This is a genomic window from Dapis brunnea BLCC-M229, assembly GCF_050015995.1.
Taxonomy (GTDB): Bacteria; Cyanobacteriota; Cyanobacteriia; order Cyanobacteriales; family Microcoleaceae; genus Trichodesmium.
The window spans coordinates 86,166-106,965 of record NZ_JBNHEP010000047.1 but is presented as its reverse complement, the minus strand read 5'-3'; the positions used below and the strand labels follow the sequence as shown (position 1 = coordinate 106,965).

Below are 20,800 nucleotides of genomic sequence, written 5' to 3'. Positions count from 1 at the left end.
TGTAAAGAATTATGAAGTGTTGGTAGCCCTCGCAAATTGGTTATTCCAGACTGCAAAATAACCGGATAAATAAGCAAGTTTTTACAGTTTAAAGGGCGATTGCTTTCCTTTTAAAGGGCGATTGCTTTCCTTTACAAAATTTTACAAACAGTCTCTTATATAAAATCAGGTTGAACACTTATTATATAACCGAATTCTATATCATCCAAAAATTTCAAAAACTATAACGTTGTAGTTCTGGGTCAGACCCCTCATTAGCGAAAAAAATCAGAAAACATTACCCTAGGAGTTTGGTTTCCAAACCCTCATATAAAATCAGGTTGAACACTTATTGTATATCTGCGGGAGATTTTTGACAGGGTACAGGGGGAGATTGAATCAGGACTTACGCATGGGTACTGCATATAGCGCCAAAAACTATAACGTTATAGTTTTTAAACTCTACATATATGGTCTATGCGTAAGTCCTATGAATATTGAAGTCTAGATAGAATTATGAACATATATTTAGATAACCGGATTCTATATTGCTTCTTACTCCTTACTTCCTGATAATTTCCAGAATACCTTTATCTCCATCAAGATTAGCTTCCACTCCCACAGGTAAAGCAGCATTAGGGCTATCATGGCCAAAGGGAAGGTCAGAGACAATGGGAATATTTAGATCGGCCAAGCGATCGCGCAATACTTCTTCCACAGTAAACTCAGTATGATTCATTCGTCCAGGGGAACACTGACTAAACCGCCCCAGAGCGATACCTTTAACCTCCTGCAAAACACCAGCCATCCTCCACTGAGTCAACATTCGGTCAATGCGGTAAGGAGCTTCATTCACATCTTCCAAAGCTAAAATTGTCCCAATCAAATCTGGTTGATACTTAGTACCTAATAAATGACCAGCTACAGTCAAATTTGCTGGCATTAAGTAACCCTTTGCTTGGCCACCACCCCAACCATTTCCTTTTAAAGGTTCTAAGGGAAGACCCTCCACCAAATCAAATAGTCTTTGAATTGACCATTCTGGCTCCCCAGCTAAAGTAGTTAATAATGGACCATGAACGCAGGGAAAATCAATTTTACTAAAAGTCCATAACAGAGTAGTAATATCAGAAAAACCAATCAACCATTTAGGCGTAGCTCTTGGTAGCCATTGCCAATTTTCGAGTAAGCGACTAGCACCATAACCACCCCTAGAACAGAGAATTCCACGAATATTTTTATTATTAATAGCTGCTGCTAATTGATTACAGCGACTTTCATCTGTACCTGCTAAATAACCCCACTGCTTGTCGTAGTTAGGGGTGAGTTGTACTTCATAGCCACGCGATCGCCAAATTTCTACTCCTTTGTTAAAAGCATCTAACTCTCGTAGACAGCCACTAGGCGAAATAACTTGCATTAAGTCACCTGGTTTTAAGTAGTTTTGATTTAGCATATTAAGTACGATTATCCCTATTATGTTGTAGTAGACTGACACAGCTAAAATAGTGCATTAGATTTTTCAGTGTAATTGTTGCCCTAGCAAGGTTTGGCAAATTTTCCTAAAGCAACATTTAAGGCGTGTCAGTCCATTAGTCCTATTCACAATTAAAATATTACGATTTCGGTCGCCTACTCTTTCATACCTCCAGTCGTCAACAGCTTCCTTCGCTAAGTAAAGCCCCCAGCCACCTGGGTCTAAATTTTCTAAAAGTTCTCTTAAAGTTTCCCCTGTCACAGTTTCTCTTTTTGTGGGGTCAAATGGTATTCCAGTATCTTCAAGAACAATATCGAGACTTTCGCAATCTATTTTAGCTTCCAGATATATATTTCCTTCTAATCCAACTTCATTATAACCATGAGTAATAATATTTGTTGCTATTTCATCCACTGCTCTCTTCAATGATGCTTCTCTTCTTTCCAAACCAGCTTCTTGTGCTGCTGAAGCCACATATTGACGAATTTCTTGTAAATAGTCTAGGCTACCAGGCACTTCTAAAGGTTCCATAAATACTCCTTTTTTTGAGTTTTTTAGAAATAGTTTTAGTTAATTTATACCCACCTTTAACATTCTCATATCATTAAATTATAGTAAATATTCCACTTGATAGTCACGCGATCGCCAAATTTCTACTCCTTTGTTAAAAGCATCTAACTCTCGTAGACAGCCACTAGGCGAAATAACTTGCATTAAGTCACCTGGTTTTAAGTAGTTTTGATTCCAACATATTCAGTACAATTATCTCTATTATGTTGTAGTCCTATTCATAATTAGGTAGTCCTAGACAGGTAAGGATGCATTATAATCGTGAGCTAAGTATCAAATCGCTCCAATATGATTTTCTAGCTTGTTGGAAAATGAGAGATGTTATTGACATCAGAGCAACACACTATTTTTGGATATTTTCCTTCTATCGTTACATATTTAGGACTACCCACAATTAAAATATTACGATTGCGATTTCCTATATGTTCGTAAATAAACTTATCAACACTTTGACAGACTAAGTAAACTCCCGATCCACCAGGGATACCTTCTTTTATTCTGTTTTCTAAATCTTCTTTTGTAACTGGTTCTTTTGTAGTAGGATCGAAAGGTGTTGCTGTATCTTCAATATAAACGGTTAAACTTTTTTCATCTATTTTAGCTTCCACAGAAATATTTCCTTCTAATCCATTCTTATCATAACCATGAGTAATAATATTTGTTGCCATTTCATCTACTGCTAAACACAATTTATATGATGCTTTCTTTTCTAAACCTGCTTCTGTTGCTGCTGACTTAATATATTTACGAATTAGTCCTAGATTATCTAGTTTTCCTGGTAATATTAATGCTTCCATAAATACTCCTTTTTTTGTTTTATGCTAATAGTTTGAGTTGATTTATTTCCACTGCAAATATAGTAATATCATCAAATTGTGGTACATATTATATATAATCAAACAATCTATTTTTAATGCAATATATCAATTATGACCCATAATTCGCAGGTTTTTCTACTATTTTTTTAAGTCTTTTATATGTAAATTAAGTTTCCCTCCATTTACATAGCTGAGTAAACCTGTATTTGGATCTAGCACCCCAAAAAATCTTGTTATTAAGATAACAGTGTAGGAGGAAATTAGGGAAAAATTAGGTTTTCTGAATTAAGGAAATCTGCAATGTCCACTTATCCTTTTGTTGAGGAAATTTTCAGGACATAGCAGATTCTAATAGGTTGTTAATTAGGGCTTGCTGATTAATTTTCAAAGCATTGACAGGCAAAGGTTTTATCCTTATTAGATGCCAAAAAAAGTGCTCTTGTTTTAGTCTAAAAACCTCAAAAAGTTAGCATTTTGGGTAAAATAAGGACAGAAAAATTTAGGGACAATTCTTACTCTTATCTCCTCTAAATTCCCTGTTTCTCCTGACTCCTGACTCCTGACTCCTGACTCCTACCTCTACCAAAAGACTTTATTGAGCAAACCCTAATTAAGCTTCTATCTTAGCTGCATCATACTCATCTAGCAAATAAACACTCTGATCGAAGCCAGTTTTCTTGATAGTATCCAGCACCATTTCTTGAAGACCTACCATATAAATATCAACACCTGTTCCCATTTTTTGTTTAGCAAAAATCAATATCCGTAGACCCGCACTTGCCATAAATTCTAGGTCTTGCATCATCAAAACAAGTCTTTTCGGACTTGTAGCTGCTGCCTCTTCTACTTTTGTTTTAAAGTCAGGAGCTGTAGCTCCATCTAGTTCTCCAGATAATGTTATTTTAGCAATATTATCTTTGATTGTTTCTAGGGTTGCTGTAAAAGCCATAATTTTTCCTTTGTTGTTGATTTTTTTGATTTTGTAGCAATTTCACTATAGGTGAAATTTTTGGTCTCTTTATAATATCATTTCTGAGTTTATTTACTTACCAAAATAACTACGGAGCGATCGCCAAGTAATAATCCCTGTTGATTTTCCAAAACAGGTTCGTTCCCTGGCTCCCAAGCATCTTCTGGCGAGGTACAAGCAGTATTAGCAAAAACGTGCCAATGTTTCCCCTCTGATAAACCGGGAATTTCAAACCAGACACTTTCCCAGTGCATATTCATTGCTACATAAATATCATTATCTTGCTCTGTTGCCTCTGTAGCGTGTTTACCACAAAGCATAAAAGCCAAAGTCCGACAATGAGCTGACCAGTCAGCATTCCAGACCTGAGTACCATGCCAAGTAATATCAGAATTTCCACTACCTGCATAATCTTGATTTCGGAAATGGTTGCGATTTCTCAATACTGGATGAGCTTTCCGAAATGCAATGCAATTCTTCACAAACCTAAATAACTCAGAATTAGTTTCCAATAATTCCCAGTTTAGCCAATTTAGTTCCGAGTCGTGGCAATAAGTATTATTATTACCATTTTTACTCCGCCCTATTTCATCTCCCATCAACAACATAGGAACACCTTGACTAATCATCATAATTGCGATCGCATTTCGCATCTGACGACTACGCAAAGCATTTATCCCTGGGTCATCAGTCCAACCCTCCGCTCCACAGTTCCAACTTTCGTTATCATTCGCACCATCATTATTATTTTCACCATTAGCTTCGTTATGTTTCTCATTGTAGGAAACCATATCGGCTAGAGTGAAACCGTCATGGGCAGTAATAAAATTAATAGATGTTGCAGGAGCGCGACCTTGCCAAGCATATAGGTCTGGGGAACCTTGTAATCGTTGCGCCATTTCCCCTACAGTACAATCACCTTTAATAAATTTGCGAATTGCATCGCGATACTTACCATTCCATTCTGCCCAACGTCCAAAAGCAGGGAAAGAACCAACTTGGTATAAACCACCTGCATCCCAAGCTTCTGCAATCAATTTACAGTTAGCTAAAATCGGGTCAAAAGCCAGAGTCTCTAAAAGTGGAGGATTTGCCAATGGCGCCCCCCAGGGGTCGCGTCCGAGAATTGAAGCCAAATCAAACCGGAAACCATCAATATGATATTCACTTGCCCAATAGCGCAAACAATCTAACACCACATTTCTCACAATGGGGTTATTACAATTAATAGTATTGCCACAACCACTAAAGTTATAGTAGTAACCCTCGGGAGTTAGCATATAATATACCTTATTGTCAATACCCCTGAAAGAAATTGTCGGACCGTTTTCATTTCCTTCTGCTGTGTGATTGAACACAACATCCAGAATTACTTCAATCCCATTTTTATGCAGGTCTTTAACTAGAGCTTTTAACTCATCCATCTGCATCCCTAACTTACCTGTAGCTGCATATCCTGCCTTGGGAGCAAAAAATCCAACCGTGCTATAACCCCAATAATTGTAGAGCATTTCCCCTGTTATTGGGCTGGGGCGGGAATTTTCAAACTCATCAAATTCGTAGATCGGCATCAACTCCACCGCGTTAACACCCAATTCTTTGAGGTAAGGAATTTTTTCCCGGATAGCAGCAAATGTTCCCGGATGTTTGACGCCAGAAGAAGGATGAGCAGTAAAGCTACGAACGTGCATTTCATAAATAATCTGATCTTGTGGCGGTATTTCTAGAGGACGGTCATTTTCCCAGTCAAAATCATCATAGGCAATTCTAGCCCGGTGTTGATAAATATCATCCCAGTTAGGAAACACTCCCCAAATATCCCGACCCCCAATAACCTTAGCGTAGGGGTCCATGAGAATTTTACTTTTGTCGAACCATTGACCGTCATGGAAATTATTCGGTCCATCCATGCGGTAACCATATTCTATATTTTCTATATCTAGGTGGAAGACAATCATGCAATAAACGTTCCCAATTCTAAATTCTTCAGGAAAGGGAATTTCTGCCATTGGTTTTGGAGCACCTTTTTGAAACAAGACCAATGTACAGGATGTGGCATGAGAAGAGAAGATGGAAAAATTTACTCCCCCCGGCACCATAGTTGCACCGAATGGAAAAGGATTTCCACTACGCAGTTTAAAGTCACCGTAACTATGGGTAGGGTGAATATCAATACGATCTAATTGCATGACTTTTGATTAATATGATGGGGAAATAGGAGAGGTAATTAATAATTAATAATTAATAATTATTAATAATTCAGGAATTACGCTCCTACAGCGTATTTTCGTCATTGCGACCCATATGGAAGCAATCTCAAATCCTAGCTATTGGTAGGGTGTGTTAGCAGTAGCGTAACGCACAAAGACCTATATCTATTGTCAGTGCGTAAGTCCTATTTATATTTATTACTCCCTTTCACAAAAATTGGATATGTACTTTAAATGCTGAACAGCTTAACAAGATTTTACCGAATAATTAAGGTAAAATGCCTCTCCTTTAAAGGAGAAACAATGAATTAATTTTCTTTTTATTCAATTCTTTTCCTTTTAGGGAGAGGTAATTATCCATGATCAATTATCAATTATTGACTTTAGCGCTGCCATTCCTGACTCAACATTTTCAGCAGTTGCAAAAAAGTCTAGAAACCCAGTCACAGACATAGTATCTTGAAGCTCTTCTGAAAGCCCGACTAATACAACTTTTCCTTCCTGTGCTGTTGTTTGTCGGTACAATGATAGTAATGTACGCAACCCTGCACTAGACATATATGGTACATTGCTCATATTTATCAGAATTTTGCACCCAGGAGTAGCTAGAGGTAGAATTTCTTCTGAAACTTTAGGTGCTGTACTAGCGTCAATGTCCCCTGTTAGTTCTACTACTGTAATATTTTCTTCTACTGTATTAATATCAATTTGTATCATTCTATAACAATATTTAAGTGTTTGGTCTCAGTTATCAACAAAGATTTCAGGTAGAGGTAGATGAACCGTCAGTAGCGTACTGTCTGAATTGCTAAATGGAATTCTGTACAACTGGCGGATGAAGAAATGGGTTTAAGACCAGCAGCAAATCCGAGCCTTTGGTGGTCTGCAATTATTAGTGATGGATCTTAATTGTCCCCACTATTGATTCTGACACTTGTCTTTTGTCTCCTGACTCCTTCTTCAATCTACTACCACAGATTTTATACCACAAATTTAACAAAAAAAAGGCATTGCTGAATTACAGCGGTTTTCATTTCGGTAGACCATAGTAGGGACGTTCCATGGAACGTCCCTACTGGGTTTTGGTTGTGACGATGTAGTTCATCAATTTGAAAATCGCTGTAAGGTATGAAAGTAAGTTTATAGGTAATAAGGAACAGTTAATATTAATTAAGTTTCAAACTAATCCAAAATTATCAAATCATACCTAGAATCAGCAACACCAGAAAAAAATAATTTAAACCCCCTAGATGTATCTATGGGGTTATTTGAACTTTTAACTCTAAAATTTTGGTTTTCAAGCAACTCAGGTAGGTACAATATTTACCTTAACTTTCACCCTTTCTTTAGTATCAGGCAATTTAACACTCAGTTTATCAGCATCAAAATCACTGTAGGGTTTGCCATCAATTTCTACACAGCCAATTTTAATACTACCTGGAGGTAGAATGTCTGGCGACACCCGCAGAATATTATCAGGGAAACCACCAGGAATAGGCTTAAAGTAAAAATCCATTGGCTGCTTATTAACCAATAGATTAGTATAAACAGCCGCGAGGAAAGCTAACTCTGTAGAGTGATAACCGCTCATGGAGTGGGAACCTTTACCCCGTTCGTTACCACTTGCCAAGAAAGGAATACCATTAGCAAGAACGTTGAAATAAACCCCACCATCTTCTGTATCTAAGAACCAAGCGTTGTAAAAAGCAGCAGCTTCCCGCGCTAACCGATGATATTCTGGTTCTCCCAAAACTCCTGCGAGGATATAATAAGCTAGAATAGACTGTTCTTGCTGCCACCAAGCTTTGCGATCGTGCCAAACAAAACGGTGAGTTTTTTCACCTTCTCCTAATGCTCGTTCTACTACATCATACCAACCACCCCGTTGTTGGTCGCTACCCACTGCTGGCATCAACTCAGCAATTTTCTTTGCCAGATTAACATAAGCATCCTTGGGTTTGAGGCTATTCATCCGCATCAAATTCCAGGCAATTTTCATGTTGTGACCAACTACTGCCCGGTTTTGCTGCCATCCCCAAGTATGGTCTGGACTCCAGTCTTCAAAGAATTTTTCATTGACAAACGGACAATTTTCATAATCTGGGAACCGCTTTTCAATAGTGTCAAAGGTATATTCGAGCATATCCGCATATTCTGGTTTTTCTGTTGCTAACCAGAGATTAATTAAATATGCTGGTGCATGGTCGCCCACTGAGTTCCAGTTTTTTGTACCTTTGTTCCGACCTAATGACTGGCTCAGAGGATCTAAAGTAATAGGATCTAGGTGAGAGTAATAACCACCACGTTCGCTCTTATCCAGGTAGAAGTCGTTGAATAGTTTGATAGTTTTCTCGGTATCGTCCATGATCCGAGGGTCGCCATTAAGCCGATATGTTTGTAATGGACCTGCAAGGGCGTAAATTTGTTCGTAAGCAGGAATAGCATCGTAGTCATCCCCAAATTCTGAAGCGAAAATTTTCTGCTCTCTTTCCCCTTGTACATCAATACCGTGATACCAATAGACAATACCTTCGTCTAAGTCTACAAACCTCATGTGGTCTCGCAGATATTCGGTGCCTTTTTCTGCTGCTTCTAGAAAAGTTTCTTCCCCAGTCATCATATAGGCAGTCGCCATCCCGTAAACCATCCGGGAAATAGTATCAGTTTCTTGAGAGAAGTTTACCTGAGATTTTGCACCGGATAGACTTAGGGTTGTGCGATAGTTGCGATAATCAATTTCTTCATCGCCAAACTGAGCCTTGACATAAAAATTAGCAAGGGAACGCACCTGGTCTACCCACCAGTTTGGTTTCTCAAAAACGTAGTCGTCTACTTGGCGACCGACAAATATAATTTGTTTGGCTTCAAATATGGGGCTATCTGGGTAAAAGACTCCGTATGTAAATATATACCGACCAGGTACTAACATTGACCGCATCGAACCTGTAGCATCTGGGTATGCTTCGTCTAAGTTTTGTACGAGTTTGGCGTAAGATATTGGACTTAGTCTGGCTTGAAATTCTCTGCCATCTGTTGTTTTGATCCCAAAAATATCTGTTTCTGAGTCGTATTTGGTAATATATCCTGCGATTAAGTCAGAAAAGCTAAATTCTATTTGGGTACTCATTTTGAATTATATTTTACTGTGTTTACGAGTTTTTTTATCTTTTTTTTTTGGTTTAATACCCCGCCGTCTAAACGGTGTTTACAATTGGTTGGGTGTTGAGTCCCCATCCACTTTTTCCTTCTTCAAGTATATGAGTGTGGTAGATTTTAATTTTTATCCTCTAATTCAATTCTAAAATATTGAGGTAATATCAAATCCGCTTGATTCGGTATAAAAAAATGTTCACTTCACGAGTGCTATTGCTAAATCTTTCTAGCTCTCCCCATTTCCCCACACTCCCCACACTCTTATTATCTAATTACACCAATGCTACCGGATTTGATATAAAACCTACCGCTACTACAAAAAGCAATATTAATTGTTAGCTTCGATCGCTTCTACAAATTTTTCCATAAATTCATCTGTCACCCCTGGATGTTTTGCCGTAATTAAGTTACCATCAATTACTAAATCTGCTGTTTGATCTCCATCAAATATTACATCTGCTCCAGCATTTTCGACATCACAAATAATGTTATGAGCGCAGGTAACTTTTTTATTTTTAATCATTTCATTGTCGGCACAAAATAGCCATAAACTATGACAAATTGCTCCTAATTTTACATTTTCAGTATTGACAGCTTTGCGGAGAAATGCTACTGCTGGAGCTTGGTTTGGTTCACCTTTTTTGGGGTTTACCTGATACCTCAATCTATCCATAGCGTAAGCGCCAATACAAATTATCCCTTTATAGTCTGAGGGGTTAATATCATTAACTTCTGTAGAAACAGTAACTTGTTGTTCGACAATATTATTTTCTGGGTTAGAGCCAAAATGTAATTCTTTTTGCCCCCACAGATGAGTAATATATTCTACTTCATAGCCTTTTTGAGGGAAAAATTCATTAAATTTCAGATATTCTGTAGAATCGAAATGGTCTTCAATTAAAACTCCAATTTTACCTTTTGTTGCTGTTGCCATATTTTTCTTGCTCCTGATTTTCTTTATAGTGTATAATCTACTGTCGTGTCAAGCCTTAAATGTTACTTTAGAAAAATGGTACGATGATGATTTTTAAACACTTTTAGTCAAAAATCTATTGCACTACTTTTAGCTTGACACGACACTACGAATTAATTTTTGACATTTTTAAGATATTATGTGTTAAACCGCAATATTGATTGGTTTTCCCATAGGACGCACCCCTTTTTTAGCTATGCTTTATAAACATCTTTCTTAAGATAAAACTTAGACATTAGAAAAAGGTTATGTTTATTACGATTCAATGGATATGATAGGAGAGTAAACGTATTTAATTAGAGGCTAAACTCCCCCCATCTCCCTATCATCAGAGGATTTTAGGAGTTCCTTATAAGGGATAGCTTTCAAAGGGGGGATGTAGAGCGCGGGTCTTCAAGCAACATTTTGATAAATTGATTAGCCAAAATTTATGAATAACTATAATTTTACAGTTTGTCGTCTAATCAAAAAATAGCTATTTAGGTACTCCTCATTAGTTTCAATTCAGCTAAAAAACTTAGGTTCCCGACATTCAATTTAAATACCAACTCTGAGAATGGATATCAACCTTTTTTAGGGGGTAGGTAGGGTTCAAGGAAGCTTGCTTCTCCCAAGAAAAATCCAACAATAATATGTGTATTTTGGGTTGTGTCTTACTTGCCAACTTACTAAACTGACACATCTAAAATTTTGCAATAGCTGTAGGTTGGGTTGAGGAAAGTAGTAAGATCCCGCAGGGTAACCCAACACCAGTAACGCTTTGCTGGGTTGATCCTGCGGATAAGCTACCCTAACACGCTTTGTTGTACCCAACTACATTTTTAGGAGTGTCAGTCCACTACAGTATTATAACTAATTATCCGAACTTGATATTAAAGTCGCAACTAACTATTATAATTTGACGCTCTACCTTTGCACTTGATAGTACTATCAAACTATGATTACAATACCTCATACTTTCTGTGCCCAAATAATTAACAGGGAGATTGAAATTATTCTCAACCCCCTTAGTTTCGACTATCTAGTTATGTGGTAATTAACTTCAACAGTGATTCAGGTGCAAATACATCCCGGTAGAACGTTAATTGTTCAGTTTTTAAGTAGCAACCACCGCGATGACCGCGACGTACCCAAGTTACATTTCCCTTAGCGATAGTTTCGTTAGTTTCAAGGTCTACACTTTTCCACTCAAAGAATGTATGTTCTCCAGAAAACATAACTATTGGCCAGCACATAATTACTCCTGGTTGAGAAATTAACGCCCACCAATGCTGTTCCCTTTCTTTTTGTTCCTCTAGACCAAAATATTGTCCGTCTTGGCACAAATAGACTAAATCTTTATAATATTCTGCCGTGAGAATATCACCGCGTCCCTGCCTCAAAGCTTCACAATGAGTAGGCCACCACTCTTTATTTTCTTTCTCTATTTGTTCTAATGTGTAGTCAGGACCGAGCGCTGGTAATGTTGCTTCTTTCATGGCAATGATTTTTTCTGCTAGAGCAATCATCTCTGTGGCAACATCAGCAGCTACTGGAGTGGATCGAGAGTAATCTACTGCTAGGTCTTTGTAGTAATTTGTGCGTTGGCGCATAATATCCCCGTTAGTTGTTTTTTGCTTAGTTAAAACTAAGAATTAATGAGTGAACTTATTAGTCAACATTAGAGCGACTACATCATCTTGTAGTTGATTGGCAGCTCCAATATCCATAATTAACTGTGCCACTGTTGAGCTTCGCTGACCAGCCAAGGTCATTTTACCATCATTGACAAATTTGTAAGCACTTCTTTCTGGAAATGGTCTTATTTGTCTAGCATACTTACTTTGTTCACTCACTAAATCTTGATATTCTTTAGATACAAAAAATAGTTCTAGCTCTAAGCGGTTCCAGAAAGCTATTTCTATAGCAGCTTGATAATTTAGCTCTGGTGGTTCAGAGTGGGATACTCCACCTTCACCTGCATCTGGGCTAGTGTTATCAACTTCATCAAATAGATGTAATCGCAGTTTTAACACACGATCCATTTTGGCTAGAGCTGGGGCAAACTGATCTTTATAGTATGCGCGAAAATCTTCCACACTTACTCCTTCAGCTTTCCTAATCATGCAGTGGTATTTTTCTAACCCCTGATGGCCGTTAGGAGCACCATTTTCAATTCCATCTTTAAAAGTAATAGAGTTACCAGGGCTAGTACTATAACCTATGAGTTTTCTGAAGATGTTATGCTGATCGTCAGTGAAAATAGTTGTCGCTTTGAACCATGTTTCCCGGTCTTCTACTGTTTTGAAGGTTAATTCAGCAATTCCATCAATATTTTCTTCCACAGAAGAGGCATCCACTAAATCTCCGATACTAGGCCATATACCCCCTTCATTATGGGCTAAATGAAATTGCCAATATTGGTACTGAGCTGGTAGACGGGCAAAAACTGGTCCGTGAACGTCTCTCCAATAGTTATAAAATAGTTCTAGGCTTATTCCTTTTCGTTTCCACAGGAGAACATAGAAAGCTAGTTGTGCTTCCTGGTCACGACTAGAATAATCAGCCCTTTCTCCTTTTTTAAGCAGAGTTGATAGCATAGTTTGCTGCCTTTGCTTTTGAGATATTAGGAATTTATCTACAGGTTCTACTGAACTGACGTAAACATTTTTGAAGGTGATGAGTCTAGCTTTTTGACTCAACGATAACTATGCTAGCACAGTCTGTTACTCAGTTCTCTAGCAACATTTTAAATCTCTGGCACATCTATACAGAACAAATCGATAATACTTCCAGTTAACCGAATACCGATCAAAATAATTATGATTATTTTGGTTATTTTGGTGGGAATAATTCGTTTAATTCCTCTTTTAATTCTCCGAGAGCACCGAAGCAACCTGCTGCTTTATTAAATCCTGCATAAACACAGGTGAATACTAGTAGTTCCTCTATTTCTTCAAAAGTTGCTCCTTGAGCCATTGCCATCTTAACATGAGCACCAAATGGGTTTCCTGGACCGACATGATCTTGATTAACTACATCTATTGCTATTGTAATTAGAGCTTTGGTTTTTTGGTCTATTATCGGTAGACCCCATGCTTCACCTGCTACACGAGTACAAAAGTCCCCAAATTTAGGGTTGATACTATTTAAGCCCTCTTGGAGTGCTTTGTCATCTAGAACTGCATTTTTGTATGACATAGTTTATTCGCTTAATTTTACCAACTTGCTATGGTCTTTGGGTTTGACATCTCCAGGGGTTGAAACACCCTGAATTCTGTGGTTAACCCACTGCTTAGGGGATAAATCCATATTTGCTTCCAGCCTATCAACAGACTCCTACACTCCTGGCTCGGCATGGACAGAAATCTAGCTGTGAAGCTCTTCCTTTTTTGTAGCTTTCTGAGTGGTTTTACTAGGCGGTGTTGGAGCAATAAATCGCTGCTTTACCTGCTTACTTGCTTTTCCTGTGGAATGGGGAGCTAACAGCCGTCGTCGGAAATATAGTCTCCATATCCTGGGAGCCTTAGTTTCACCGTACTAGCGGTCATTTCATGGCGACAAACCTTGTTTTTACTCACATCATTATAGCAGACTTTTACTCCGCTTTATTACCCCCGTGTCCTTATTCAACCAGGGGATAAATCTTCTGGGAACTTTCCTACCGTCGTTTTTTAAGTTTCCAGACTGTGTTTGCCCGAGCGCTACAAAGCAATGTCACATTAATATTGCCTAGTATAATCGCTTTATTGAACAGCTTAACATTTAAGTTAGGAATTGATTAGCCTTCTAATCAGCAGATGGCGGCCAATTGACTAAGATACTAAATAATTGATTGTCCACACTTTTTAGCAATTCAATTTGCTGTTCAGGTGTGAACCAAATCTATGTATTTGTAGCCAAAATTTTTCCTATCAACTAGATTATCACCTTAGCTGACATTAATCGTAAGTACGGTACAAAACTTGCAAAATTTTGGGAATAAAAGGGTTTCAGAGAAATTGGAATAACAATAAATGAAACCCTATGAATCAGGTTAATTTACTTAGGCAAACATTGAAACTTGATTTAGAATGGCATGGAGCTAGACCAAGTTTTCTGGCCATGTTCTTGATGGCCTTATTGCTAGTCAAAACAGTGAATCTCACAGAGGTAGCAACATAATTTATGGGTAATGCTAAGACCTTCATCAAACTAGAAACATGGACAAAGATTCTTCCGACAATTTGAACTAGACTACTACGCCCTCGAATTCCGTTCCACGGACGCGATCGCTAAATTAATTGTTGCGATGATGGACATACTAGAGCCATGGGTATTAAGTGTAGACTGCACAGAATGGAAATTTATAGTTTATACTTTACAATATCTTAACTTTGTGCTTACAAGTCTGATTTTTGCCACGCTCTTCAATTTTTGTCCTGTACTTAGGATACTAAACTAATTAATAAATAATTAATTAATAAATTGGATTTTCTGATTTTTTTAACTTAGACAGGCTGATCTTTTCTGTTCAATCAGCTAAAGTGTTATTTACTGATACAACTAAATCTAACTAAATTCTTGTTGATATTTATTGCTTTAGTGATTTAGAGATTACAGGAACATTTAGTAATTTAAGGAGTCCTTTACTTACCAGAGGAGAAATTGATACGCAAGGAAACCTTCCTGGTGCCATTCATTTAGATTGGGGACGTTCGGAGTTAACAGATTCAATTGTCCGTAATCTCACAGTTGTTGATAATGGTGATGCTTCTGGAAGTTTCAGTGGTTCATTAGTGTTAACAAATGCTGAAATTCCTGCCTATTTATCAGATGACTATCGTGTTAACATTCATACTGTTAATCATCCAGATGGAGAACTCCGGGGTCAACTAATTCTAAATGAAGGTATTCGCTCTTTTCACGCTCAATTAGATGGAATTACTTCTACTCCTAAAAATGATGCTACTTAAATTCAGATTACAAGTACTGGTGAAGTTCTAGCAATCTTACCAGATGTTGCACCTGATACAGTTGGAGTTGAAGACTTCATCTATTTTTTTACTAAATTATTGGGCGATTTTATAAAATTAGTGATTGGTCAGCATATCTTGAAATTCTTTGTCAGAAGGCTAATTTTAATCACTATTTGTTTGCCATTATTAGAAAATTTTCGGGATGTTTGCGGAAGTAATTCTGCACTTCATATTCCCCGTAGAGAACCTCACTCCAATTAGCTGTTGTTGTTGCCTCTTGTCTAGTTATAACAATAATTTTTAGGTAGTCCTGCATGGTAATGGTGAGGATATATATTTTTTAATTTCTCCCTATTTCCCCATCTCCCCATCTCCCCATCTCCCCACACTCCCGTTGCTTGCTTTACCATTACTATGCACCACCACCAATTTTTAATGCTAACCTACTTATACTTACTAATCTAGCAAAATCATTGATTTGTTTACTAAGGCCGATTTTTTACCCTATTATTTAGGAGCGCTATATGAAGAAAAGTCACCTGAGATTAATAATTACATTTGCTCTATCCATAATTTTTGTTTTTCTTACTCTAGGTTGTTATCAAACCAGTTTATCTCAAAATCCAAAAGATAAAGAAATCACATTAGTCTTGGCAGGAAAATATAAAATTAAGCCAGAGAAACGAGAAAGATTTTTAGAATTAGCCAAGCCTGGTTTTGAAGAAACTAGCAAAGAACCTGGAAATGTTAGCTATACTTTATATGAAGAGTTTGATAATCCTAATACCTTTTTGTATTTTGAAGAATGGGTAAATCGAGAAGCTCTTAATTCCCATCTTAAGCAACCTTACATTACACCTTTAATTAAAGAAATACCAGAACTTTTAGCTGAAGATGCAGAAGTTAGAGTTTATGATATTAACAATTTGAGTTTTGGACTGGAATAGTTTGATTTTTAGACTTGGTTAAAGGTTCAAATTATAGCTTCTGAAAATCAAAATAAGCGGGTGTAGTTACCAATGGATAATGGATAATTGATAATTGATAATTGATAATTAATCAATTCGGTTTAAAGCCTCTCATGAGCAAGGATAAAAAGCGGTCGTTTGCGGAGCATTCCGTTAGGATGGTATGGATGGGTTACCTAACCAGATCCAATCGACCAAGAGAAAAGAACAGGTGATTTCCTGATAATTCAATCCTCTCGGTTTTAACCAGAAGTAATTATTCATTATCCATTATCCATTAATGAAACCGCCTTATAAGGAGGGCGTTGCATATTTCCGGGATGAATTATAGTTTTAGAGAAAGAGGAAGTAAAAGATGGGATTTACCTTTTCTGCAAAGATTCATCCCTTGATTCAGCAAGTCTTATTAAGTAGTTTTCTAGTCACCGACAAAGAAAAGTTTGTAAGAAATCTTTAGTAGCAAATACGTTAACTGTATTGTATAATTGGATTTGATATAATTTCTATAATATGACAAATTTATCAATTGGGAAATACATTATTTTATTATTAATATCATTAATATTTTTATTTGCTGTTGCACGACCCGCAGCAGCATTTTTTTGTCGTAACTACAATGGCAATAAAATTTGTATTCTTAGTATTAAACGCAGTGCTAAATATCATTGGGAATATCGAACAGAAGTTAGTATTAATGATGTTAGAAAACCATTAGAAATTTATAATTGTCGCACTCAAGAGAAAATAAAAAAAAATGGTAAGATTGTGAAATTTACATCCAATGGTGCGGGTGAATTGATTTGTAGTGTTCTTGATAAATAGTTAGACTATACTGTTACGCAGAAGGCACTCATCCAAAAGTGATATTATGTTTAGATAATCATTTATAATACGGTAGGTTGGCTGAAGTGGTAGTGCAACCCAACAACTATAAGTCTCTATTGGGTTTCTTTTGTCTTATTACGAAAGTTGCTCATGGGGGAACCCTCAAAACAGCACTTTTGCACAATTCAACCTACAAAATGGAAGTTTTTTATTATTAAGTATTTAAACAAATATGATCTAATACCATTTCTGAATACTAATGCTATATTTGGTTGTTATTTCTCTACCTCCCGCTTCCCTACACTCCAAAGATATATACTAAACTTTTTGTGATTTAGTATAATAAATATTTTCGTTCTGTGTTCCGAAATTATTGGATTCAAAATCCTCTCAATATTAGCTAATATTTATCAATAAAATATCAATCTCTAAAACTGAAATTCCTGGCAATTTGCCTGTACAATTTTTCTAACTTCTCCAGGCTCTAATTTCATCAATTTCTGAGTTGCTTGAATTTGAGTGGGTTGATTTTCTAACTGTTGACGCTCAATTAATTCCCATTCCTCTGCTGTTTTTGTGTAGCGCCTAGATGTAGCTCTATCCATATTTAAAGATGCAGCAACCTGATTGAGAGAATCCCATCCTGGTTGATTTCGCATTCTGTGTAAATAGCGAGTCATTATATCAATGTCGATTTTCATAGTTTATTTTCCTGGTTATTTTCTACGATTAAAATTATACAAAATTCATATATATTAATATGACTTAAGTTGTGAGATATTGGATGCTTTTAGGGAACAGGAAACAGGGAAGAAGAAAAAAATATATCTTAATTAATATGATAACTGCTATATTCTGTACTTTTAAGAAATATTTCAATTGTCACATCTGATTCCTGATTGCTATATAGAAGTTACATCTTATAATTGAGGATTTATTCCTATAATTATAAAATTTATACCTGGCATAAATTGTAAATTTTCAATTTTTTTGCCTCTTTTTTCTGATGTTTCTCTCTACCTGTTCCTAGTTATACCAATTTCATCAACTTAGGCTACACTACTTATCTTAGACTCCAATGTGAAATAATTTGCTGAAATTACTGTAACATCAAAATTTTGAGCATATAAAATCTTACCTTTAAAGGCATGACTTTTGAATGCATGACTTCTGTGAAAGGCTATTAAATAGGGCTTGCTGATTAACTTTCAAAGCTTTTACCTGTAAATATTTTAGCCTTTTTTAGAGTTAAAAAAGGTGCAAGGTTTTTGGTCTACGGAGCTAAAAAAGTTAGGGTTTTGAGTAGATTAAGGATAGAAAAATCAAGGGATACTTCTTCCTCCTAACTCCTCTAAATTCTTAATTCTTAATTCGCGCATTCTTAATTCTACCCTCAACCATAATACTTTTTCAGCAAACTCTAAATATTTCCTATTCCCTGTGTCGTGACTGCCACAATATTTTATACAATTGCTATTATTTATAAGTATTCAACTGAACATCAACTTGAAGAGGAGTCAAAAAATAACTCCTCAGCAAACTTAATATTTCATTTGATGAAATTGCAATATTGAAATTACAATTGATAACCACAATTTGAACAAAAGCGATCGCTTGGTGCCACCGCAGCACCACATTGCGAACAAAAATGCTTTCCGGAAGTTGCAGATGAATTTGAACCCATTTGCATTGACATATTACCCATTCGCATCTGCATTGGGTTCATATTCATTTCCATATCACCCATTTTCATTGGTTTCATTGGTTCCATAGGTTTCATTGGTTCCATAGGTCTCATTGGTTCCATAGGTTTCATCGGTTCCATAGGTGGCATACCTTGGCTCTGTCTAATCTCCACTTGTTGCAGTGACAAAACCTCCGCATTACCCAAAGCAGGTGTCCCACTCATGGTACTTATTCCACCTGCTTGTAACTGTACAAATGACTGTCCCTGTTCCGACTCTATCCGCAAAATTACCCCAGTAGCAGTTCTAAACAAAGTTGGTGGTACAGTCCATTTACCTGTTTGAAAACCTGTACTTGCCTGTTGTTGTTGACCAGGGCCACCACTAGCAAGAATTACCACAGTTTGTACTCCCTGATTTTCTATATAAACTTCCTGGCCATTACCAAGTTCGCATTTATAAGCCATAATTTTTACACCTAATTTTTCCTACTTATTTCCACTTGCTGTATACATAATAACAATCTTATAAAATTGTTATTAAATCATGTAAATTTTATAGTTACTCATATAATAATAAAAGTTTAATTATTAAATGCTGAAGTAGTTAAGAAATTATAAAGAAAAACAGTGCGATTTGATTCTTACGATCCAGGTGAATTCTATGATGAACTTTTCATCACCAAAAATCAACCTCGCCCAGAAGCTAAATTATTGATAGAAATAATTAATTCTCTCTCCACAGGGGAATTATTGATGCGACAAAAAGCTGCACAGATGGCAATGATGAAGCTTGGGGCAACTTTTAATGTCTATGGTGATAGTCAAGGTACGGAACGTATTTTTCCTTTTGATGTTGTACCACGGATAATTTCTGTTTCGGAGTGGGATTTTTTAGAAACAGGTTTGAAGCAAAGAATTCATGCTCTTAATTTATTTATTGCAGATATATATGGGGAACAAAAAATTATAAAGGATGGAATTATTCCTCTAGAGTTAATTAATTCTGCTTCTGGATTTCTAAAACCTTGTATAGGATTAAAACCACCGGGAGGAATTTGGTGTCATATTACCGGGACAGATTTAGTTAGGGATAAAGATGGTAAATGGTTTGTTTTAGAAGATAATTTGCGTTGCCCTTCTGGTGTGTCTTATGTGTTGGAAAATCGTAGGGTAATGAAAACTACGTTTCCGCAAATTTTTGCTGCTTTAGGAATTAGACCTGTTGATAATTATCCTAGTTATTTATTAGAAACTCTCCTGAATTTGGCGCCGTCTTATTTGTCAGATCCATCTGTGGTAGTTTTGACTCCTGGTATTTATAATTCTGCCTATTTTGAACATTCATTTTTAGCTCAACAAATGGGAGTGGAATTGGTTGAAGGTAGAGATTTAGTAGTTGCTGATGGGTATGTACAAATGCGAACTACTAAGGGTTTACAGCGAGTAGATGTTATTTACAGGCGTATGGATGATAATTTTATAGATCCTTTAGCTTTTAATCCTGAATCTCTATTAGGAATACCTGGATTAATGGAGGTTTATTGTAATGGTCGTGTTGCCCTTGCTAATGCTTTGGGAACTGGTGTAGCGGATGATAAAGTTATTTATGCTTATGTGCCTCAAATGATTAGTTATTATCTGGGCGAAGAGCAAATTTTACCTAATGTTCCTACATATTTATGTTGGGAAAAACAACAGTTAGATTATGTATTGGCAAATTTAGATAAACTTGTGGTTAAATCAGCTAATGAAGCTGGTGGTTATGGGATGTTAGTGGGTACTCAATCAACTGCGGAACAAAGAGCAGAATTTGCAGAAAAAATTAAAGCTAATCCGCGTAATTATATTGCTCAACCTACTCTATCTTTATCTAGAGTTCCGACTATATTTGAGGATAAATTTGAAGGATGTCATGTTGATTTACGCCCTTATATTTTGTATGGTAAAGAAATTTATGTTCATCCAGGTGGTTTGACTAGGGTGGCAATGAAAAAAGGTTCTTTAGTTGTTAATTCTTCCCAAGGTGGGGGGAGTAAAGATACTTGGGTTTTATGTGATTGAATTTTCAATTAAATGCAATACTTTTACTTACAATAATTACCTGTTCAACGAAGTCATAAATCAGAAGTAAGAAGTTGTTTTTGTAACACTGATTCTGAGCAATCCTCCAAAAACATTTAGCATGAAAATGCTGGATTTTAGACCAAATTATTTTGATAAAATATCTATAATC

Annotated in this window: 19 protein-coding genes; 5 read left to right on the top strand and 14 right to left on the bottom strand. The window is 36.5% G+C overall.

The features are described 5' to 3' along the window. Positions 1 to 541 precede the first annotated feature (541 nt). From ACP6PM_RS04910 to ACP6PM_RS04860, 11 genes are all read right to left on the bottom strand, one after another. Positions 542 to 1,435 (bottom strand): S66 peptidase family protein, encoded by an 894-nt coding sequence (locus tag ACP6PM_RS04910; RefSeq protein ID WP_426582376.1) that lies wholly within the window; start codon positions 1,433 to 1,435, stop codon positions 542 to 544. A 66-nt stretch (positions 1,436 to 1,501) separates the two neighbouring features. After that, complete coding sequence (locus tag ACP6PM_RS04905; protein WP_426582374.1) at positions 1,502 to 1,987, bottom strand: ATP-binding protein; 486 nt, start codon at positions 1,985 to 1,987, stop codon at positions 1,502 to 1,504. 335 nt (positions 1,988 to 2,322) lie between these two features. Beyond that, on the bottom strand, positions 2,323 to 2,823 hold the full coding sequence (locus tag ACP6PM_RS04900) for an ATP-binding protein (RefSeq protein WP_426582372.1): 501 nt from the start codon (positions 2,821 to 2,823) through the stop codon (positions 2,323 to 2,325). Positions 2,824 to 3,454: 631 nt separating this feature from the next. After that, positions 3,455 to 3,793 (bottom strand): anti-sigma factor antagonist, encoded by a 339-nt coding sequence (locus ACP6PM_RS04895; protein WP_426582370.1) that lies wholly within the window; start codon positions 3,791 to 3,793, stop codon positions 3,455 to 3,457. 89 nt (positions 3,794 to 3,882) lie between these two features. Next, positions 3,883 to 6,003, bottom strand: coding sequence for a glycogen debranching protein GlgX (gene glgX, locus ACP6PM_RS04890; protein ID WP_426582368.1), 2,121 nt, complete (start codon positions 6,001 to 6,003; stop codon positions 3,883 to 3,885). A 384-nt stretch (positions 6,004 to 6,387) separates the two neighbouring features. Then, positions 6,388 to 6,741 (bottom strand): anti-sigma factor antagonist, encoded by a 354-nt coding sequence (locus tag ACP6PM_RS04885; protein WP_426582366.1) that lies wholly within the window; start codon positions 6,739 to 6,741, stop codon positions 6,388 to 6,390. 589 nt (positions 6,742 to 7,330) lie between these two features. Then, the gene (locus ACP6PM_RS04880; RefSeq protein ID WP_426582364.1) at positions 7,331 to 9,151 is read right to left on the bottom strand and encodes an AGE family epimerase/isomerase; all 1,821 of its coding nucleotides are present in this window, start codon (positions 9,149 to 9,151) and stop codon (positions 7,331 to 7,333) included. Between the two features lie 354 nt (positions 9,152 to 9,505). Next, entirely contained in the window at positions 9,506 to 10,111 is a 606-nt protein-coding gene (locus tag ACP6PM_RS04875; RefSeq protein WP_426582362.1) for a DJ-1/PfpI family protein, read from the bottom strand. 1,064 nt (positions 10,112 to 11,175) lie between these two features. Beyond that, positions 11,176 to 11,742: a hypothetical protein gene (locus ACP6PM_RS04870; protein WP_426582360.1), complete on the bottom strand. Its 567-nt coding sequence runs from the start codon at positions 11,740 to 11,742 to the stop codon at positions 11,176 to 11,178. A 42-nt stretch (positions 11,743 to 11,784) separates the two neighbouring features. Continuing rightward, positions 11,785 to 12,729, bottom strand: coding sequence for an EthD domain-containing protein (locus ACP6PM_RS04865; protein ID WP_426582358.1), 945 nt, complete (start codon positions 12,727 to 12,729; stop codon positions 11,785 to 11,787). Positions 12,730 to 12,964: 235 nt separating this feature from the next. Continuing rightward, positions 12,965 to 13,330: a carboxymuconolactone decarboxylase family protein gene (locus ACP6PM_RS04860; RefSeq protein ID WP_293098310.1), complete on the bottom strand. Its 366-nt coding sequence runs from the start codon at positions 13,328 to 13,330 to the stop codon at positions 12,965 to 12,967. An 825-nt stretch (positions 13,331 to 14,155) separates the two neighbouring features. Here ACP6PM_RS04860 and ACP6PM_RS04855 point away from each other — a divergent pair. Both ACP6PM_RS04855 and ACP6PM_RS04850 read left to right on the top strand, forming a co-directional pair. Continuing rightward, a complete protein-coding gene (locus ACP6PM_RS04855) occupies positions 14,156 to 14,293 on the top strand; it encodes a hypothetical protein (RefSeq protein WP_426582356.1) in 138 nt (45 codons plus the stop codon). Between the two features lie 395 nt (positions 14,294 to 14,688). Continuing rightward, positions 14,689 to 15,084 carry a CHRD domain-containing protein gene (locus ACP6PM_RS04850; RefSeq protein ID WP_426582437.1) on the top strand — a complete coding sequence of 132 codons (396 nt, stop codon included), beginning with the start codon at positions 14,689 to 14,691 and terminating at the stop codon, positions 15,082 to 15,084. Positions 15,085 to 15,368: 284 nt separating this feature from the next. Here the strand turns inward: ACP6PM_RS04850 and ACP6PM_RS04845 are convergent, their stop codons facing one another. Further along, the gene (locus ACP6PM_RS04845; protein ID WP_426582354.1) at positions 15,369 to 15,497 is read right to left on the bottom strand and encodes a hypothetical protein; all 129 of its coding nucleotides are present in this window, start codon (positions 15,495 to 15,497) and stop codon (positions 15,369 to 15,371) included. 114 nt (positions 15,498 to 15,611) lie between these two features. Here ACP6PM_RS04845 and ACP6PM_RS04840 point away from each other — a divergent pair, with 114 nt between their 5' ends. Next, complete coding sequence (locus tag ACP6PM_RS04840; protein ID WP_426582352.1) at positions 15,612 to 16,034, top strand: putative quinol monooxygenase; 423 nt, start codon at positions 15,612 to 15,614, stop codon at positions 16,032 to 16,034. Between the two features lie 531 nt (positions 16,035 to 16,565). Further along, positions 16,566 to 16,877 carry a hypothetical protein gene (locus tag ACP6PM_RS04835; RefSeq protein ID WP_426582350.1) on the top strand — a complete coding sequence of 104 codons (312 nt, stop codon included), beginning with the start codon at positions 16,566 to 16,568 and terminating at the stop codon, positions 16,875 to 16,877. A 431-nt stretch (positions 16,878 to 17,308) separates the two neighbouring features. Here the strand turns inward: ACP6PM_RS04835 and ACP6PM_RS04830 are convergent, their stop codons facing one another. Together ACP6PM_RS04830 and ACP6PM_RS04825 are read right to left on the bottom strand one after the other, a co-directional pair. Continuing rightward, complete coding sequence (locus ACP6PM_RS04830; RefSeq protein ID WP_293098302.1) at positions 17,309 to 17,581, bottom strand: transcriptional regulator; 273 nt, start codon at positions 17,579 to 17,581, stop codon at positions 17,309 to 17,311. 875 nt (positions 17,582 to 18,456) lie between these two features. Then, positions 18,457 to 19,032, bottom strand: coding sequence for a zinc ribbon domain-containing protein (locus tag ACP6PM_RS04825; RefSeq protein WP_426582348.1), 576 nt, complete (start codon positions 19,030 to 19,032; stop codon positions 18,457 to 18,459). A gap of 162 nt (positions 19,033 to 19,194) precedes the next feature. On the opposite strand from ACP6PM_RS04825, the gene ACP6PM_RS04820 reads away from it, so the two are divergent. Next, positions 19,195 to 20,628 (top strand): circularly permuted type 2 ATP-grasp protein, encoded by a 1,434-nt coding sequence (locus tag ACP6PM_RS04820; protein ID WP_426582347.1) that lies wholly within the window; start codon positions 19,195 to 19,197, stop codon positions 20,626 to 20,628. Positions 20,629 to 20,800: the final 172 nt, after the last annotated feature.

What these genes read in the sequence shown, in the direction of transcription:
- ACP6PM_RS04910 (WP_426582376.1), bottom strand. Translation starts at nt 1,435, where the DNA reads ATGCTAAATCAAAACTACTTAAAACCAGGTGACTTAATGCAAGTTATT.
- ACP6PM_RS04905 (WP_426582374.1), bottom strand. Translation starts at nt 1,987, where the DNA reads ATGGAACCTTTAGAAGTGCCTGGTAGCCTAGACTATTTACAAGAAATT.
- ACP6PM_RS04900 (WP_426582372.1), bottom strand. Translation starts at nt 2,823, where the DNA reads ATGGAAGCATTAATATTACCAGGAAAACTAGATAATCTAGGACTAATT.
- ACP6PM_RS04895 (WP_426582370.1), bottom strand. Translation starts at nt 3,793, where the DNA reads ATGGCTTTTACAGCAACCCTAGAAACAATCAAAGATAATATTGCTAAA.
- glgX (WP_426582368.1), bottom strand. Translation starts at nt 6,003, where the DNA reads ATGCAATTAGATCGTATTGATATTCACCCTACCCATAGTTACGGTGAC.
- ACP6PM_RS04885 (WP_426582366.1), bottom strand. Translation starts at nt 6,741, where the DNA reads ATGATACAAATTGATATTAATACAGTAGAAGAAAATATTACAGTAGTA.
- ACP6PM_RS04880 (WP_426582364.1), bottom strand. Translation starts at nt 9,151, where the DNA reads ATGAGTACCCAAATAGAATTTAGCTTTTCTGACTTAATCGCAGGATAT.
- ACP6PM_RS04875 (WP_426582362.1), bottom strand. Translation starts at nt 10,111, where the DNA reads ATGGCAACAGCAACAAAAGGTAAAATTGGAGTTTTAATTGAAGACCAT.
- ACP6PM_RS04870 (WP_426582360.1), bottom strand. Translation starts at nt 11,742, where the DNA reads ATGCGCCAACGCACAAATTACTACAAAGACCTAGCAGTAGATTACTCT.
- ACP6PM_RS04865 (WP_426582358.1), bottom strand. Translation starts at nt 12,729, where the DNA reads ATGCTATCAACTCTGCTTAAAAAAGGAGAAAGGGCTGATTATTCTAGT.
- ACP6PM_RS04860 (WP_293098310.1), bottom strand. Translation starts at nt 13,330, where the DNA reads ATGTCATACAAAAATGCAGTTCTAGATGACAAAGCACTCCAAGAGGGC.
- ACP6PM_RS04855 (WP_426582356.1), top strand. Translation starts at nt 14,156, where the DNA reads ATGAATCAGGTTAATTTACTTAGGCAAACATTGAAACTTGATTTAGAA.
- ACP6PM_RS04845 (WP_426582354.1), bottom strand. Translation starts at nt 15,497, where the DNA reads ATGGTAAAGCAAGCAACGGGAGTGTGGGGAGATGGGGAGATGGGGAGA.
- ACP6PM_RS04840 (WP_426582352.1), top strand. Translation starts at nt 15,612, where the DNA reads ATGAAGAAAAGTCACCTGAGATTAATAATTACATTTGCTCTATCCATA.
- ACP6PM_RS04835 (WP_426582350.1), top strand. Translation starts at nt 16,566, where the DNA reads ATGACAAATTTATCAATTGGGAAATACATTATTTTATTATTAATATCA.
- ACP6PM_RS04830 (WP_293098302.1), bottom strand. Translation starts at nt 17,581, where the DNA reads ATGAAAATCGACATTGATATAATGACTCGCTATTTACACAGAATGCGA.
- ACP6PM_RS04825 (WP_426582348.1), bottom strand. Translation starts at nt 19,032, where the DNA reads ATGGCTTATAAATGCGAACTTGGTAATGGCCAGGAAGTTTATATAGAA.